The organism is Thalassotalea sp. 273M-4 (genome assembly GCF_041410465.1).
Taxonomy (GTDB): domain Bacteria; phylum Pseudomonadota; class Gammaproteobacteria; order Enterobacterales; family Alteromonadaceae; genus Thalassotalea_A; species Thalassotalea_A aquiviva.
The window spans coordinates 526,612-541,060 of the sequence record NZ_CP166961.1; the positions used below are offsets into that span (position 1 = coordinate 526,612).

Annotated in this window: 16 protein-coding genes; 3 read left to right on the plus strand and 13 right to left on the minus strand. The window is 42.7% G+C overall.

Features of this window, described 5'->3' with window-relative positions:
- Nucleotide 1 precedes the first annotated feature (1 nt).
- Together ACAY00_RS02275 and tldD are read left to right on the plus strand one after the other, a co-directional pair.
- Entirely contained in the window at nucleotides 2-898 is an 897-nt protein-coding gene (locus tag ACAY00_RS02275; protein WP_371376662.1) for a carbon-nitrogen hydrolase family protein, read from the plus strand.
- Nucleotides 895-2,334 (plus strand): metalloprotease TldD, encoded by a 1,440-nt coding sequence (tldD, locus tag ACAY00_RS02280; protein ID WP_371376665.1) that lies wholly within the window; start codon nucleotides 895-897, stop codon nucleotides 2,332-2,334. The genes ACAY00_RS02275 and tldD overlap by 4 nt, the downstream gene beginning before the upstream one ends.
- A gap of 102 nt (nucleotides 2,335-2,436) precedes the next feature.
- On the opposite strand, the gene yjgA is transcribed toward tldD, so the two are convergent.
- Complete coding sequence (gene yjgA, locus ACAY00_RS02285; protein ID WP_371376667.1) at nucleotides 2,437-2,961, minus strand: ribosome biogenesis factor YjgA; 525 nt, start codon at nucleotides 2,959-2,961, stop codon at nucleotides 2,437-2,439.
- 196 nt (nucleotides 2,962-3,157) lie between these two features.
- Here yjgA and pmbA point away from each other — a divergent pair, with 196 nt between their 5' ends.
- On the plus strand, nucleotides 3,158-4,501 hold the full coding sequence (gene pmbA, locus ACAY00_RS02290) for a metalloprotease PmbA (protein WP_371376670.1): 1,344 nt from the start codon (nucleotides 3,158-3,160) through the stop codon (nucleotides 4,499-4,501).
- Between the two features lie 178 nt (nucleotides 4,502-4,679).
- Here pmbA and mgtE read toward each other — a convergent pair whose 3' ends face one another.
- The 12 genes from mgtE to ACAY00_RS02350 all read right to left on the minus strand — a co-directional run bounded on the left by mgtE (nucleotide 4,680) and on the right by ACAY00_RS02350 (nucleotide 14,155).
- Complete coding sequence (gene mgtE / locus ACAY00_RS02295) at nucleotides 4,680-6,041, minus strand: magnesium transporter (protein WP_371376672.1); 1,362 nt, start codon at nucleotides 6,039-6,041, stop codon at nucleotides 4,680-4,682.
- Nucleotides 6,042-6,284: 243 nt separating this feature from the next.
- Nucleotides 6,285-6,560 carry an HPr family phosphocarrier protein gene (locus ACAY00_RS02300; protein WP_371376674.1) on the minus strand — a complete coding sequence of 92 codons (276 nt, stop codon included), beginning with the start codon at nucleotides 6,558-6,560 and terminating at the stop codon, nucleotides 6,285-6,287.
- A 58-nt stretch (nucleotides 6,561-6,618) separates the two neighbouring features.
- The gene (gene rapZ / locus ACAY00_RS02305; RefSeq protein WP_371376677.1) at nucleotides 6,619-7,476 is read right to left on the minus strand and encodes an RNase adapter RapZ; all 858 of its coding nucleotides are present in this window, start codon (nucleotides 7,474-7,476) and stop codon (nucleotides 6,619-6,621) included.
- Nucleotides 7,477-7,485: 9 nt separating this feature from the next.
- Entirely contained in the window at nucleotides 7,486-7,935 is a 450-nt protein-coding gene (gene ptsN, locus ACAY00_RS02310; protein WP_371376680.1) for a PTS IIA-like nitrogen regulatory protein PtsN, read from the minus strand.
- A 2-nt stretch (nucleotides 7,936-7,937) separates the two neighbouring features.
- Nucleotides 7,938-8,225, minus strand: coding sequence for a ribosome hibernation promoting factor (gene hpf / locus ACAY00_RS02315; RefSeq protein WP_371376682.1), 288 nt, complete (start codon nucleotides 8,223-8,225; stop codon nucleotides 7,938-7,940).
- Between the two features lie 23 nt (nucleotides 8,226-8,248).
- Nucleotides 8,249-9,742, minus strand: a complete 1,494-nt coding sequence (locus ACAY00_RS02320) for an RNA polymerase factor sigma-54 (RefSeq protein WP_371376685.1) — start codon at nucleotides 9,740-9,742, stop codon at nucleotides 8,249-8,251.
- A gap of 76 nt (nucleotides 9,743-9,818) precedes the next feature.
- Nucleotides 9,819-10,547 (minus strand): LPS export ABC transporter ATP-binding protein, encoded by a 729-nt coding sequence (gene lptB / locus ACAY00_RS02325; protein ID WP_371376688.1) that lies wholly within the window; start codon nucleotides 10,545-10,547, stop codon nucleotides 9,819-9,821.
- Between the two features lie 6 nt (nucleotides 10,548-10,553).
- The gene (gene lptA, locus ACAY00_RS02330) at nucleotides 10,554-11,066 is read right to left on the minus strand and encodes a lipopolysaccharide transport periplasmic protein LptA (protein WP_371376691.1); all 513 of its coding nucleotides are present in this window, start codon (nucleotides 11,064-11,066) and stop codon (nucleotides 10,554-10,556) included.
- A complete protein-coding gene (gene lptC, locus ACAY00_RS02335; protein WP_371376694.1) occupies nucleotides 11,056-11,622 on the minus strand; it encodes an LPS export ABC transporter periplasmic protein LptC in 567 nt (188 codons plus the stop codon). Before lptC ends, lptA begins: the two co-directional genes overlap by 11 nt.
- On the minus strand, nucleotides 11,619-12,167 hold the full coding sequence (kdsC, locus tag ACAY00_RS02340; RefSeq protein ID WP_371379497.1) for a 3-deoxy-manno-octulosonate-8-phosphatase KdsC: 549 nt from the start codon (nucleotides 12,165-12,167) through the stop codon (nucleotides 11,619-11,621). Before kdsC ends, lptC begins: the two co-directional genes overlap by 4 nt.
- Before the next feature lie 21 nt (nucleotides 12,168-12,188).
- On the minus strand, nucleotides 12,189-13,163 hold the full coding sequence (locus ACAY00_RS02345; RefSeq protein ID WP_371376696.1) for a KpsF/GutQ family sugar-phosphate isomerase: 975 nt from the start codon (nucleotides 13,161-13,163) through the stop codon (nucleotides 12,189-12,191).
- Between the two features lie 23 nt (nucleotides 13,164-13,186).
- The gene (locus tag ACAY00_RS02350; RefSeq protein ID WP_371379499.1) at nucleotides 13,187-14,155 is read right to left on the minus strand and encodes a calcium/sodium antiporter; all 969 of its coding nucleotides are present in this window, start codon (nucleotides 14,153-14,155) and stop codon (nucleotides 13,187-13,189) included.
- Nucleotides 14,156-14,449: the final 294 nt, after the last annotated feature.

The window sequence follows — 14,449 nt, forward strand, 5'->3', positions numbered from 1 at the left end:
AGTGATCACAGGCGATTCTTCGAGTCAGGAGCAAAATAGTGATAAACTGCGCTTATCGGCAATTCAGATGTTATCAGAGCCCAATGTTGCGCATAATTTAGCTCAAATTGAGAATCAGCTTAAGCAGTTAACCCAACAATACCCAAATAGTGCTGAGCACTTAGTCGTTTTACCTGAGTGCTGTTTGTATTTTGGTGGCAAAGATAAAGATCAATTAGCCCTCGCAAAGGCCAATATCAGCGGTGACATCAGCAAAAAATTAGCACATTTAGCCAAGCAATATCGGGTTTACTTGCTGGCTGGAACCGTACCGAAAAAGGTCCGGGAAGAAGAAAAGTTTTTTGCTTCATCAATGCTTTTTTCGCCAGCAGGTAGATGTATTGGCGACTATGATAAAATTCACTTATTTGATGTCGATGTACAAGACACACAACAGCGTTATCGCGAATCAACATTTACCAAACCCGGTAACAGAACGACCTGTGTTAATATAGGCGACATTCAGATTGGCTTAACAGTATGTTACGATCTTCGATTCCCTGAATTATATCGAACACTCAGGGGGTTGGGCGCCGATGTTATTTGTGTCCCAGCAGCGTTTACCAAAGTCACTGGTGAAGCTCATTGGCAAGCGTTATTGCAAGCCAGGGCGATTGAAAACCAAGTCTATATTGTGGCTGCGGGCCAACAAGGCGAGCATGCCAATGGGCGAGAAACTTGGGGACACTCGATGATTATTTCGCCATGGGGAGAGGTTTTGAGCCAATTAAAACAAGGTATAGGTTACGTCAGTGCGGTACTGGAAAGTTCTTTGCTTTTCAAAGTTCGGGCTGATATACCTGTAGCCAATCATAATCAATTTTCAGTGATGCTGAATAACCAACGGAATAGCAAATGAATCTTGTTGAACAAGAACTTTTAGACGCTTGCCAACTTGGGCAAGACGATTTACAACAAACTTTAGGCCGTATTTGTCAGCGCAATATTGATTTTGCCGACTTATATTTTCAAGCCTCTAGCCATGAATCATGGATGCTTGAAGATGGTATCGTAAAAGAAGGCTCTTATAATATTGAGCGCGGGGTTGGTGTGCGTGCGATCAGTGGTGAAAAAACAGGTTTTGCCTACTCTGATGACATTCATCTTGAAGCTTTAACCAAAGCCGCCGATGCTGCTCGCGGGATCAGTTTAGACAACAAGAGCCAAACGGTAAAAGCTTTTAGTCGCTCTCAAACACACCCCTTGTATAGTGCTGATGACCCGTTGTTAAGCTTGTCTCAAGATAAAAAAATAGCGCTAATGCATGAGGTGGAAGCACACGCCCGAGCCCAAGACAAACGGGTTAAACAAGTGATTGTTAGTTTAACTGGGGTGTATGAAAAGGTTTTAGTCACGGCGACTGATGGCACTTACGCAACCGATATTCGCCCACTTGTGCGGTTAAATTGTTCGGTACTTGTTGAACAAGGCAGTCGCCGGGAGCGCGGAAACTCTGGCGGTGGTGCCCGAACGGGTTACAGTTATTTCTTTGAAGCGCAAGGCGACAAACCGCGCTATCAGCACTACGCCGAAGAAGCGGTTAGACAAGCTCTTGTTAATATGCAGGCCATTGATGCACCTGCCGGCATGTTACCTGTTGTGCTTGGTGCGGGGTGGCCAGGGGTGTTGCTACATGAAGCGGTAGGACATGGCTTAGAAGGTGACTTTAACCGTAAGGGGTCGTCTGCATTTTCGGGACGAATCGGCCAACAGGTAGCTTCTGAGCTTTGCACCATTGTTGATGATGGCACTTTAGCGAACCGTCGAGGCTCCGTTGCCATTGATGATGAAGGTACCCCTGGACAATACAATGTGTTAATTGAAAACGGTATTTTAAAAGGTTACATGCAAGATAAACACAATGCGCACCTGATGGGAACCAAACCCACTGGTAATGGCCGTCGTGAATCTTATGCTCATTTACCGATGCCAAGAATGACCAATACCTACATGCTAGCCGGTCAACATGATCCTAGCGATATTATAAAGTCGGTAAAAAAAGGCATTTATGCACCAAACTTTGCCGGTGGACAGGTCGATATTACCTCGGGTAAATTTGTTTTTACCACTGCCGAAGCTTATTTAATTGAAAATGGCGAAATAACCGCACCAGTAAAAGGGGCAACCTTGATTGGTAGTGGTCCAGAAGCCATGCAACAAGTGAGCATGGTCGGTAACGATTTAGCGCTAGACTCTGGTGTTGGCGTGTGTGGTAAAGATGGGCAGAGTATTCCTGTTGGCGTAGGCCAACCAACGTTGAAAGTTGACGCTATGACCATAGGTGGAACCCAATAGGGTGTATCGTGAGCACTCAAACTTTTGGGTGCTCGCTTTTTATTTACAACATTTTTTGCTTACGACATTGTGGCGTCAGCATTTTGGCACAAGCCCAACTCATTAATCTTCTATTTCGACGCTTTCTTTTAAATACTTAAACAATTCTTTAACGCTCTTACCTGGCTTTTCTTGCGCCATTTCTTTGGCCGCTTGTCGCGTTAACTGACGTAACCTCTGACGTTCAAGTTTCGGGTTTTCGGCCAGTAATTGTTCCAATTTATCTTGATCTCCGGCGATTAATTTCGCTCTTAACGCTTCCAGTTTTTCACTTTTGATCAGCTCAAATGCGTGCCTATTTTCAATTTTATGGATCGCGAACTTTAATTCTTCAAGGTCGAGTTCAGCCAGTTGTTTACTGATAAAACGAATATTTCTCGCGTAGGCGTCATGTTTACCACGAATTTTATCGGCCAGCTTTAACGCTTGATGGATTTCTTCGTTTAAAGGTAATAAATTACGTTGATTATTGTTATAACGCGCAATGGTTTGAGCCATTTCCTGAATTTCTTTGGCATCACGCTTTTGCTCAGATTTACTGATGATGATGATTTCTTCATCGATAATAGGTTTTTTCTTTTTGGCCATAATTGTCTTCAACTAAGAGAATATCATTTCATTATACAATAAAACCAAGGGCAATTACCCTAATAGAATCAAGCCGTATGTAATAAACTATGGTATGCTGTGAAAATTCTGACCGTGAAAGTGTTTATCTCAATCTACCTAGGCATAGGGGAATGTGAGATATTGCTTATAGGTCGCAATATATGATCAAGACACAATGCAAAAATCAGAATCAATCGAACAAAATATTAACAGTGTTAAAGAGCGCGTCGCGCAAGTACTAGAGCTAGCCAAGCGTTTGGGGGCTGACAGCGCCGAAGTGGCGATGAGTAAACAACAAGGGCTGAGTGTATCGACTCGACTTGGTGAAGTTGACACGGTCGAGTTCACCAATGATGGTGCTCTGGGGTTAACGGTTTACAAAGACGGACGTAAGGGCAGTGCCTCGACCGCAGATTTGTCTGAGCAAGCGTTAAAACAATCGGTTCAAGCAGCGATTAATATTGCCAAATATACCTCGGTTGACCCTTGCTCCGGCTTAGCCGAAAAAGAGCTGTTAGCCTTTGCACCTAAATCCCTTGATTTATACCATCCAGAAGCTATCAGCACAGAGCAAGCGATTGCGATAGCCACGGAAACGGAACAAACGGCACTTGCCGCTGATCCTAAAATTTGCAATTCCGATGGGGCAAACTTTGCCAGTTATGAAGGCTTTAAAGTTTATGGTAACAGCCATGGCATGATTGCTGGCTACCCCTCTACTCGCCACAGTTTAAATTGCATGATGATCGCAGCCGAAGGGGACGATATGCAACGAGATTACAGCTATACAGTGTCTCGCGAATTTAATCAGTTGGCCTCGGCGCAGAGCGTAGGATTGCAAGCGGCTCACGCTGCCGTGGCACGTTTAAATAGCCAAAAGCTTACCACCCAGAAAGTGCCAGTGATGTTTCGAGCAGACGTCGCTAACAGTATCTTTGGCCATTTTATTGCGGCGATCAGTGGCGGTAACTTGTATCGTAATTCATCTTTTCTAGTCGATGCGCTTGGTCAACCGGTATTTGCTAAGCATATTAATATTAGTGAGCGTCCACACATCTTAAAAGGACTTGCCAGCAGTAGCTTTGATGCTGAAGGGGTTGAAACCCATGATCGCGAAATCATCAGCGATGGGATTTTACAAGGTTACCTATTGACCAGCTATTCGGCGCGTAAACTCAAAATGCAAACCACAGGTAACGCTGGTGGCATCCATAATTGGCAAATATCGGCTAATGGCGGTGACTTTGAGTCAATGTTGAAAAAGCTTGGTACCGGTCTTCTTGTGACCGAATTAATGGGGCAGGGGGTCAATGTGGTCAATGGTGATTACTCACGCGGAGCGGCTGGATTTTGGGTCGAAAATGGGGAAATTAAATACCCTGTTGCTGAAATCACCATCGCTGGTAATTTAAAAGATATTTTTACCAATATTGTGGCCACAGGGTCGGATTACGACTTACGCGGTAGTATTCAAACCGGTTCTGTATTGATAGAGCAAATGCAGGTGTCAGGACAATAACGCCAGCACATTTGGCCACTGTGATTAACACCAATAGCGACAAATACTGTTTCGATTTGTCGCTGTTGCTAAGCACTCGCAGCGCCAAAATAATGTGATAACAAAGGGCGAGGTTGTGTTACAAAGTCGAATTTTAAAGGTGTTTTTACCCGCTTAATTTGCTTAAAAACCTAATTACCTAATTACCTAGCAACAGGGTAGCGGTACCTAAAAAGGCGAAAATACCGACCACATCGGTAACGGTTGTTAAAATCACGCTACCAGCAAGGGCTGGGTCAATGTCCATTTTCTTTAACATCAGTGGAATTGAAACCCCGGCAATACCGGCGGCAGTCAGGTTCATTAACATAGCAAAGGCAATGATCCCTCCAAGTAACAAGTCCTGCTTCCATATCGACACGATTGAAGCGATCAATAGGGCCCAAATCACCCCGTTTAAAAATCCGATAGCCAATTCTTTATTTAATATGTTACGGGCATTATTCTCACCGATATGACCAAGCGCCATGCCCCTAATAACGAGGGTTAAAGTTTGCCCACCAGCAACCCCGCCCATGCTTGGCACCAAAGAGTTGAGCACGGCTAAAATCGCCATTTGCGATAGAATACCTTCAAATAAACTGGAAACAGCAACGGCCATCAATGCGGTGATCAGGTTTACGCCAAGCCAAACAGAGCGTTGTTGGGTACTTTTTAATACCGGAGCGAAGGTATCGGCTTCATCATCAAGACCGGCCATACTCATCATTGAGTGCTCAGCACCCTCACGAATGATATCAACCACATCATCAATAGTTATTCGGCCTAACAGGTGACCTTGATCATCAATAACCGGCGCCGAAACCCAGTCATAGCGTTCAAACAAGGTAGCCACTTCATTCTCATCCATTGCCGCAGGAATGGTGACGGTATCATAATTGGTGATATCAGAAATCGGTTGCTCAGGTCTTGCCGTAATAAGGTTTGCCAACGACACCGAGCCGATAAACTTGTCATCGCGATTGACCACATAAAATGAGTCGGTGGCATCTGGTAACTCACCGCGAAGACGTAAGTAGCGCATAATCACATCTATGGTCACATCGGGACGAAGTGTGATGGTATCGGTATTCATGATACCACCAGCGGTATCTTCTTCGTATGAAAGCGCTTGCTCTACTCGCATTTGATCTTGGCTATCAAGCGAATTGAGTACTTCTTGATAAACCGAGTCTGGTAACGTTCGAAGAACTTCGGCTAGATCATCAATGTCCATGCCTTCGGCTGCCGCCGCCAGTTTTTCTGGCTGCATGTTCTTTAAGATGCCTTTACGCACCTCTTCGGATAATTCTTCGAGAATTTCACCCTGAAAATCAGGGTCGGTAAGTTGCCATAAGACTTGTCGGCTTTTCGCTGGCGAAGACTCAAGTAACAGAGCAATATCGTAAGCCGGCATGTGTTGAAACATTTTACGGACGTAGACAAACATACCGCTTTCAAGAGCAGTGTTAATCTCGAGTAATCGTTTTTGGCTTATTTCTTGCTCTGATATTTCCGGCATTAATCACCCTGTGCCGATAAAAACCGATTCTACTTAGTAAATGAACAGGTTTGGTTTCTTGATTTTATTGACGTAAGTTTATCGTATATATGAACTTTTATCAGCTTTTTCTTTTAAAAGCCTGAACCATAAGAAGGTGAGATAGCTACTTCAGGACCAGAAACGGTAAGGCTTTTAGCCGAGGGAGTGTGATGAAAACGACAAATATTAAGCCTAACAGTGGACCTATAAATAAGGTCGTGCTTATTCGCCTTCATCAAATTTATTTGAAAACAATTCACAAATGGCATCTAGCGCTTGCTTGGCATCAACCCCTTCGCTGTGAATGGTGACATGCTTACCTTTGCTGCCCGTAAGTAGCATTAATGCCATGATGGATTCAGCCTCAGCTGATTTACCTTCAAGATCAAGGGTGACTTTCGCATCAAATGACATGCTTAATTTGGCCAGCTTAGTGGCAGCTCGAGCATGCAATCCAAGTTTATTTTCAATGAGAACGGTGCGGGAAAACGAAGTCATTATAGTCCTTTTATTACCCCTATGAATAAAGTAAAACATAGGGGAGCGCTGGTTGAGATTAACTGGGGTGATTGGCACTTAATTCACGGTGGCGTATTTGTACGTCTTTATTTTCTTTACGAAATTGTTTGGCTAATTGTTCTACTAAATACACACTGCGGTGCTTGCCACCAGTACAGCCAATCGCAACGGTTAAATAAGTTCGGTTATTACGTTCTAAATGAGGCAACCAAGTCATCATAAAACTGTTTATTTGCCACATAAATTTCGTCACCACCGGTTGGCTCGCTAAAAATTCTTGCACCGGTTGCTCTAATCCGGTGTGGTTTTTTAAGCCCTGCTCCCAAAATGGGTTTGGTAAGAAGCGGGCATCAAAAACATAGTCGGCATCCGTCGGTACCCCATATTTAAAACCAAATGATTCCAATACGATGACCATAGACCCCGTTTTACTGCCTAAAATACGCTCTCTGACGAGATCGGCGAGTTGATGGGGCGTTAGCTTACTGGTATTGATATATAAGCTGGCTCGGCTTGAGACGGGCTCTAATAGCTTCTTTTCGGTTTCAATGGCTTGATCAAGCGCCATATTCTTGCGAATAAGCGGGTGCAAACGACGGGTTTCACTAAAGCGTCTGATCAGCTCTTGATCATCGGCATCAAGATATAAAATGCTTAACTCAACCGTCTTAGGTAAGTAGTCTATGATTTCTTTGGCGTCTTCAGGATTACTTGGTAAGTTACGAACATCCAAAGATACGGCAACGTTTTCATAATCGTTGATGACGGTGTGGGTTAAAGCGGGTAATAAATTAACTGGAATGTTGTCAACACAGTAATAGCCTAAATCTTCTAATACGCGTAATGCAACGGATTTACCTGACCCTGAACGGCCACTGACAATGATAAGTTTCATAATGCTCTGCTAACAAGCGATAAGGGTTTGATAGAGTTGATCCGACGTTTGGCAACGACGTATCTTGCGACAAAATTCTTTTTCACTAAAACGTTTGGCAATGCTGGCAAGCGTTTCAAGGTGACGCTCACATTGCTGGCTTGGAACAAATAGCGCAACAAAAATGTCGACCGGTTTATCATCAATAGCATCAAACTCTACCGGTTTTGCCGTTGTTAATAAAATGGCCACGACTTTGTCGGCGTTATCTAAACGCCCGTGAGGAATGGCAATGCCGTTACCAATGCCTGTACTACTAAGCTTTTCACGATTTAATAACGTATTGAGTAACTCTTTTTCACTGCTTGTTCTTATTTTTTGGCTGGCCAGTTTGCTGATGTGTTCTAGGACGGTCTTTTTGCTGGTGCCAGGGACTGCACACACGGTGCAGTCTGGAGTGAGTAATTCTGTTAAATTCATAATTAATGTTTGGTAAGTTTGGCTTTGTATTTTAAAACCTGTCTGTCCAATTTATCAATAAGTGCATCAATAGCAGCATACATATCTTGATCGGATGATGAGCCAAATATTTCGCCACCGTTAACATGTAAAGTTGCTTCGGCAATTTGCTCTAACTTCTCAACCTTTAAAAACACTTGAACATTATTAATATGATCAAAATGCCGCTCTAATTTTTCAAACTTAGACTCAACATAGTTGCGCATAGAGTCGGTGACGTCTACATGATGCCCAGATAGATTAATTTGCATAAGCGTTTTCCTTTTATTCAAAGCTACAATAAGCTTTTACGTTGGTTAGAAGGTGGAATAGCCAAAGATTCTCGATATTTAGCTATCGTTCTGCGTGCAACATTAATGCCTTGATCGGCAAGTAACTGCGCCATTTTACTGTCGCTTAATGGCTTGCTTGGGATCTCAGCGTCGACGAGCTTTTTAATCAAGGCTCGTATCGCGGTTGAAGAGCATTCACCACCGTTTTCTGTACTGACATGACTTGAAAAGAAATATTTTAATTCAAAAATACCTCTTGGGGTGTGCATGTACTTATGAGTGGTGACTCGAGATATTGTTGATTCGTGCATTTCTACTGCTTCAGCAATATCATTTAAAACCATCGGACGCATTGCTTCAGGGCCATGTTCAAAGAACGCTTGTTGGCGTTGAACAATGCAATTTGACACTTTTAATAAGGTATCATTTCGACTTTCAAGGGATTTAATAAACCACTTAGCTTCTTGCAAATGGGAACGCACAAATTGGCTTTCATCGGTGTTTCTCGATTTAGTCAAAGAAGCATATTGCTGATTTATCCCAAGCCTTGGTGCGGTATCTGGGTTAAGTTCAACAACCCAGCGGCCATTTTTCTTAAACACACTTACATCGGGTACAATGTATTGCTCATCATTGGCGACAATAACATCACCTGGTCGAGGGTTAAGGCTATGAATTAACAGCATAACCTCTTTCAGTTGTGGTTCTTTAAGGCGAGTCTTGCGCATTAATTGGCGATAATCACGATTACCCAAAAGCTCAATATGATCTTTAATGATTTGTTTGGCTTCTTTTAAATATGGGGTATTGGAGTCAAACTGATTTAACTGAATAATTAAGCAATCACTGATTGATTGAGCGCCCACGCCAATCGGGTCGAACATGTTAATGCGTTTTAATACCGCTTCAACTTCGTCAAGTTCAACCTCGTCATCGCCAAGGCTTGCCAACACATCTTCGGTTGTGATGGTCAAATAACCACTGTCATCAATGGCATCAATAATCGCCACCGCGATGGTGCGGTCAGTGTCTGAAAATGGTGTTAACTCCATCTGCCAAAGTAAGTGATCTCTAATTGACTCGGTTGTTTCGCCTTGATAGGTGTATTCATCATCTGAAGACGACTTTAGTCCGGTGTTTGATACCCCAGCGCTGAAACTTTCTTCCCACGTTGTATCGACGTTAAGATCTTGGGGGATTTCATCTGAACTGAGTTGTTCTGATGTACTGACTTCGTCGGAGTTGATATTGGCATCATCGTGACTGTCGCTGTTAGCGTGCGCTGTTTCTTCGCTGACTTTTTTGTCAAACTCATCACCACCGTTGCTGTCCATTGGTTGTGTTTCATCGACTTCAAGTAAAGGATTGCTATCAAGGGCTTCTTGGATTTCTTGTTGTAAATCCAACGTGGAGAGCTGCAACAACTTTATCGCTTGTTGCAGTTGAGGTGTCATCGTTAAATGCTGCCCCATTCGGAGCTGAAGACTAGGTCTCATTATGTTTGAAATACTTCCATTTTACTCAGGCTAAACCTGACGTTTCTGATACATTTTTTATCGGTTTGTTATATAACTATAGCGTGAATTTCTCACCAAGGTATACATCACGTACTTGCTGGTTATTTAACACTTGCTGTGCATCCCCTTCAGCGATAAGTTCGCCATGGCTAACGATGTAAGCATGCTCACATACGTCAAGAGTTTCACGCACATTATGATCGGTAATTAATACCCCGATACCACGATTTTTAAGATGTAAAATTATTTTTTTAATATCGCCAACCGAAATCGGATCAACACCTGCAAAAGGTTCATCAAGTAAGATAAATTGTGGATCGGCCGCCAATGCTCTAGCGATTTCGACCCGGCGCCGTTCACCACCAGATAAACTTTGACCGGTATTATCTATGATGTGGGCAATATTAAATTCTTCGACCAAAGCTTCCAGCTTTTCTTGTCGTTGATCTGCGTTTAAATCTTTGCGTGTTTGCAAAATAGCCATAATGTTATCGGCAACGGTGAGTTTACGAAATATCGATGCTTCTTGCGGCAAATAACCTAAGCCCTTGCGAGCTCGCTCATGCATGGGTAATAAGGTTAAATCATCACCATTTAGGCTAACTCTACCTTGGTCGCTAGGAACCAAACCCACAATCATATAAAAAGAGGTGGTTTTACCCGCCCCATTAGGGCCGAGTAAGCCAACAACCTGACCCGCGTTTACGGTCAGACTGACATCTTTAACAACTTTTCTACCTTTGTATGATTTAGCTAAATTTTCTGCTTTTAATACCGAAGTCATTATGTGTTATTGCTCTGTTGGTTTTTCATCTTTTGCAGGAACTTTGCTGTCAGGCTTTAAAATGGTGGTGACACTTTCACTGCTTTCTGCGGTTAACTGCTCGGTTTCGGTGTTATAGGTAATAATATCTCCGCGCACCATACTGCCTTCTTGACTTACCGATGCATTACCCTTAATGGTTATCGTGTTGGTGCTAGGGGAATAAGAAATCTCATTCGCTTTAAGCTCGATTAGCTGACCATCTTCTAATAACTGACTAAACCTTGCCGGCTTGCCTTTGGCTAAGTAAGATTTGTTGTCACCATCACCATTTTGCGCAACTTGTACTAAGTCTGCTTCAATGGTCAAACTTCCTTGGGTGATTTTCACATCTTCAATGTAATTGGCCACTTTATTTTTTAAATCACTGGATTGGCGTTTAGCGACAATCACAATTTCTTGGTCCAGGTCTTTATCCCAAGCGACTGTAATTGGGCTTGCTAATATAACGGTTAAGCCGATGAGCGCCTTAATAGGCATGTTTTTTGTAAATAGTTTTAACATGTTCACTTATGGTCATTTGAGTAGAATTAATATCAACGAAAAGTCCGGCCCCATAGAGGGTAAAGTCTCGCCCTTTCATGATTATCTCTTGGTCTGAGGTGATCTCTTTTACCACCAAATCCATCGACAGTTCTTCACCCTGTATTTCTTTTATAAAGCCATTTTCATCACTGGAAATCAATCTCACCTGGTTTGACAAGGTTAATTGATTGGTTGCCGTTAATGAGCCTGATAATGCTGAAATAGTCCAATTAGGCTTGCCTTCACCAAGGTAAATGGTAAAACGAGGCTTCTTAAAGAGCGTCTGCTGTTCATCGGCAAAGTGGGTCATTTCATCTGCGTAAATAGTATGACTTAATTTACCATCAATATCATATTGATTGGAACTCAAACTCTGGGCAATAAAGTCAGGAATATTTTTATCAGCGACAGGCTCGGTTTCATCCATCATCGACTTTTGCCATTGAATGTAGCCATAAATCATGATGGCAATGGCAAAAATGATGGTTGAAATGGTATGCAACCGACTCATACACTGCTGCCTTTTGCCAAGGCTAATTTACCTTGGCTTTGGAGAATTAAGTCACAAAGCTCTCTAACCGCGCCAAAACCACCGTTTAATAGGGTCACGTAATCAGCCGCTTGGACTACCAGCGGGTGGGCATCATTTACCGCAACCCCTAAACCAACGTATTCGATACAGGCTAAATCTGGCACATCGTCACCTATATAGGCAATTTGATCAGGGCTTAGTTCCAAGTTTTGGCGAATGAACTCAAGCGCGGGAAGTTTATCTTCTTGCCCTTGAATAATGTGCTTAACGTTTAATGCTTGCATTCGATTGGTGACAATATTTGAGTTGCGGCCCGTTATAACCGCCACTTCAATACCAAATTGAGCCAAGGCTTTTATGCCAAAACCGTCTTTGGTATTGAACGCCTTTAATTCTTCACCGTCGTTACCCAGATAAATTCGACCATCGGAAAAGACACCGTCGATGTCACACACTAAAAGCTTAATTTGATTAGCTTTGGCAATAATTTTATCGGCTACTTGACCGTATAATGTGTCTGTCATGTTCATTGAATCTGCGGTCACTTAGAGAACTCCAGCTTTTAATATATCATGCATATTCATGGCGCCAATTGGAACCTGATGTTGGTTGACGATGATCAAACCATTGATACTTTTGTCTTCCATTAATTTTAATGCTTGTGCGGCGAGCATATCGGCATGAGCAACAATGGGGTTCCGAGTCATTACAGCACGTATTTGTGCAGTATGAATATTGATTTCTTCATCAAGGATACGTCTTAAATCGCCATCGGTAAATAAACCCACTAATTTATCTTGCGCGTTAACCACGGCCGTCATTCCCAAACCTTGGGTAGACATTTCCACTAAAGCGTCTTTGATTAATGCTGTTTCGTTGATTTTTGGAATTCGCTCATCGGTGTGCATAATATCGCTAAGGCGAAGTAATAAACGTTTGCCTAGACTACCGCCAGGATGTGATAACGCAAAATCATCAGCGGTAAAACCTTTCACATTTAACAGCGCCACAGCCAAGGCATCGCCCATCGCCAGGGTGGCTGTTGTACTTGACGTTGGTGCTAAGCCTAAAGGGCAAGCCTCTTTTGGCACTTTAATGCAAATATGGCAATCGGCAAGGTTGGCCAAGGTTGACTGAGGGTTGCCAGACATTGCGATAAGAGTGCAGCCAATGCGTTTAATGACGGGCAATATGGCCAATATTTCATTGGTCTCGCCAGAGTTTGAAATGGCTAATACCACATCATCGGTGGTGATCATGCCTAGATCGCCATGGCTTGCTTCACCAGGGTGGACAAAAAAAGCAGGGGTACCGGTACTGGCCAGAGTCGCCGCAATTTTACCACCGATGTGTCCCGACTTTCCCATGCCAATAACGACAACACGGCCGGTACACTCGTACATTTTTTTGCAGGCAAGGGCAAACTGATCATCAATAAAATTTTGTAAGTTTGCTATCGCTTGTTGTTCTATTTCTATTACTTGCGAGCCAAGTCGTTTAAATTCTTCTGCGTGTGGCATAGTTTTCCCTCACTACCTTAGGCTTAGCTGAAAATAAGGTATTGATAAATAATAAAACAGATAAATAATACAGCGCCTTTGACGCGAGTTACTCTAAAACCACGTCGGCGACTGAAACATAAGAAAAACAGCAGTAGGGTGATGGCAATCATAAACGGAATATCACGACTTGCCGCTTCTGGGTCGACGGCCCCAGGGGCGATTAAACCGGGGAGTGCTAATACCGCCAAAATGTTGAATAAATTTGAACCAATGATATTACCCAAAGCTAAATCGTCTTCTTTTTTAAGTAAACTGACGATACTCGCGGCTAATTCAGGCAAGCTCGTGCCAATGGCGATAATCGTCAAGCCGATAACCAAATCACTCATGCCCAATACCTTAGCAATGGCACTGGCTGAATTAACAAGGTAGTCAGCACTGAGCGGAAGTAGCACCATCCCAATGATTAACCAGAAAAATGCGGTCGCATTGCTGACAGAGTCAGGTAACTCTAATTCCGCCTCTATCAACATTTTATCGGTATTTTTTTGCTCTTTACTTTGTTTTATCGAATAGACAAGTAGGGTGCTGATAAACATGATAAACCCTAGCATTAATAACAAGCCTTCAATAAACGTAAAATTTAAGTCATACAGCATATAACCTGAAATACAGGTAACCAACAACAGTAAAGGTAATTCGCGCTTAAGTGTGCTAGAGCTCACCATCAGGGGTTTAACAAGGGCAGTCGCACCTAGTACTAAAGCAATGTTGGTTATATTAGAACCTAGGACGTTACCAATTGCGGTATCGGAACTGCCTTCAAGGGCCGCTGTTGCAGCGACCATCATCTCGGGAGCTGATGAACCCATAGCGACAATGGTCAAGCCAATAATTAATGGTGAAATACCAAAGTTTTTAGCAACTGCAGCAGCGCCAAAAACAAATTTATCTGCACTCCAAACCAGCGCAATTAATGATAAAACTAAAATGATTACTTCGATGAACATTCGTTGCTCCATTGTTATAGCCATAAATTGTCGCTTTAAACGAGACAAATGGAAAGACCTAATGCTCTATTTGTAGATAAAAATTTAAATTACTTCGCTTTATAAATAAACCTTACACAGAAATCACCCGTAAAGGTCAATATTATGTTGTTTTATCGGGATTAAAAATCCTCTTGGGCGTTGTTTACTGATGACAGTGTTGTCATTAAATGGTTTTGTTAACGGCATTCATTTTACGACAAACAGGATTTGAATTTACTAACGTCGCCTCGTTGGAGCGGGTTATTATTTCAC

Excerpts from the sequence above, each read along its gene's own strand:
- tldD (WP_371376665.1), top strand. The coding sequence starts at position 895 with ATGAATCTTGTTGAACAAGAACTTTTAGACGCTTGCCAACTTGGGCAA.
- yjgA (WP_371376667.1), bottom strand. The coding sequence starts at position 2,961 with ATGGCCAAAAAGAAAAAACCTATTATCGATGAAGAAATCATCATCATC.
- pmbA (WP_371376670.1), top strand. The coding sequence starts at position 3,158 with ATGCAAAAATCAGAATCAATCGAACAAAATATTAACAGTGTTAAAGAG.
- mgtE (WP_371376672.1), bottom strand. The coding sequence starts at position 6,041 with ATGCCGGAAATATCAGAGCAAGAAATAAGCCAAAAACGATTACTCGAG.
- ACAY00_RS02300 (WP_371376674.1), bottom strand. The coding sequence starts at position 6,560 with ATGACTTCGTTTTCCCGCACCGTTCTCATTGAAAATAAACTTGGATTG.
- rapZ (WP_371376677.1), bottom strand. The coding sequence starts at position 7,476 with ATGAAACTTATCATTGTCAGTGGCCGTTCAGGGTCAGGTAAATCCGTT.
- ptsN (WP_371376680.1), bottom strand. The coding sequence starts at position 7,935 with ATGAATTTAACAGAATTACTCACTCCAGACTGCACCGTGTGTGCAGTC.
- hpf (WP_371376682.1), bottom strand. The coding sequence starts at position 8,225 with ATGCAAATTAATCTATCTGGGCATCATGTAGACGTCACCGACTCTATG.
- ACAY00_RS02320 (WP_371376685.1), bottom strand. The coding sequence starts at position 9,742 with ATGAGACCTAGTCTTCAGCTCCGAATGGGGCAGCATTTAACGATGACA.
- lptB (WP_371376688.1), bottom strand. The coding sequence starts at position 10,547 with ATGACTTCGGTATTAAAAGCAGAAAATTTAGCTAAATCATACAAAGGT.
- lptA (WP_371376691.1), bottom strand. The coding sequence starts at position 11,066 with ATGCCTATTAAGGCGCTCATCGGCTTAACCGTTATATTAGCAAGCCCA.
- lptC (WP_371376694.1), bottom strand. The coding sequence starts at position 11,622 with ATGAGTCGGTTGCATACCATTTCAACCATCATTTTTGCCATTGCCATC.
- kdsC (WP_371379497.1), bottom strand. The coding sequence starts at position 12,167 with ATGACAGACACATTATACGGTCAAGTAGCCGATAAAATTATTGCCAAA.
- ACAY00_RS02345 (WP_371376696.1), bottom strand. The coding sequence starts at position 13,163 with ATGCCACACGCAGAAGAATTTAAACGACTTGGCTCGCAAGTAATAGAA.
- ACAY00_RS02350 (WP_371379499.1), bottom strand. The coding sequence starts at position 14,155 with ATGTTCATCGAAGTAATCATTTTAGTTTTATCATTAATTGCGCTGGTT.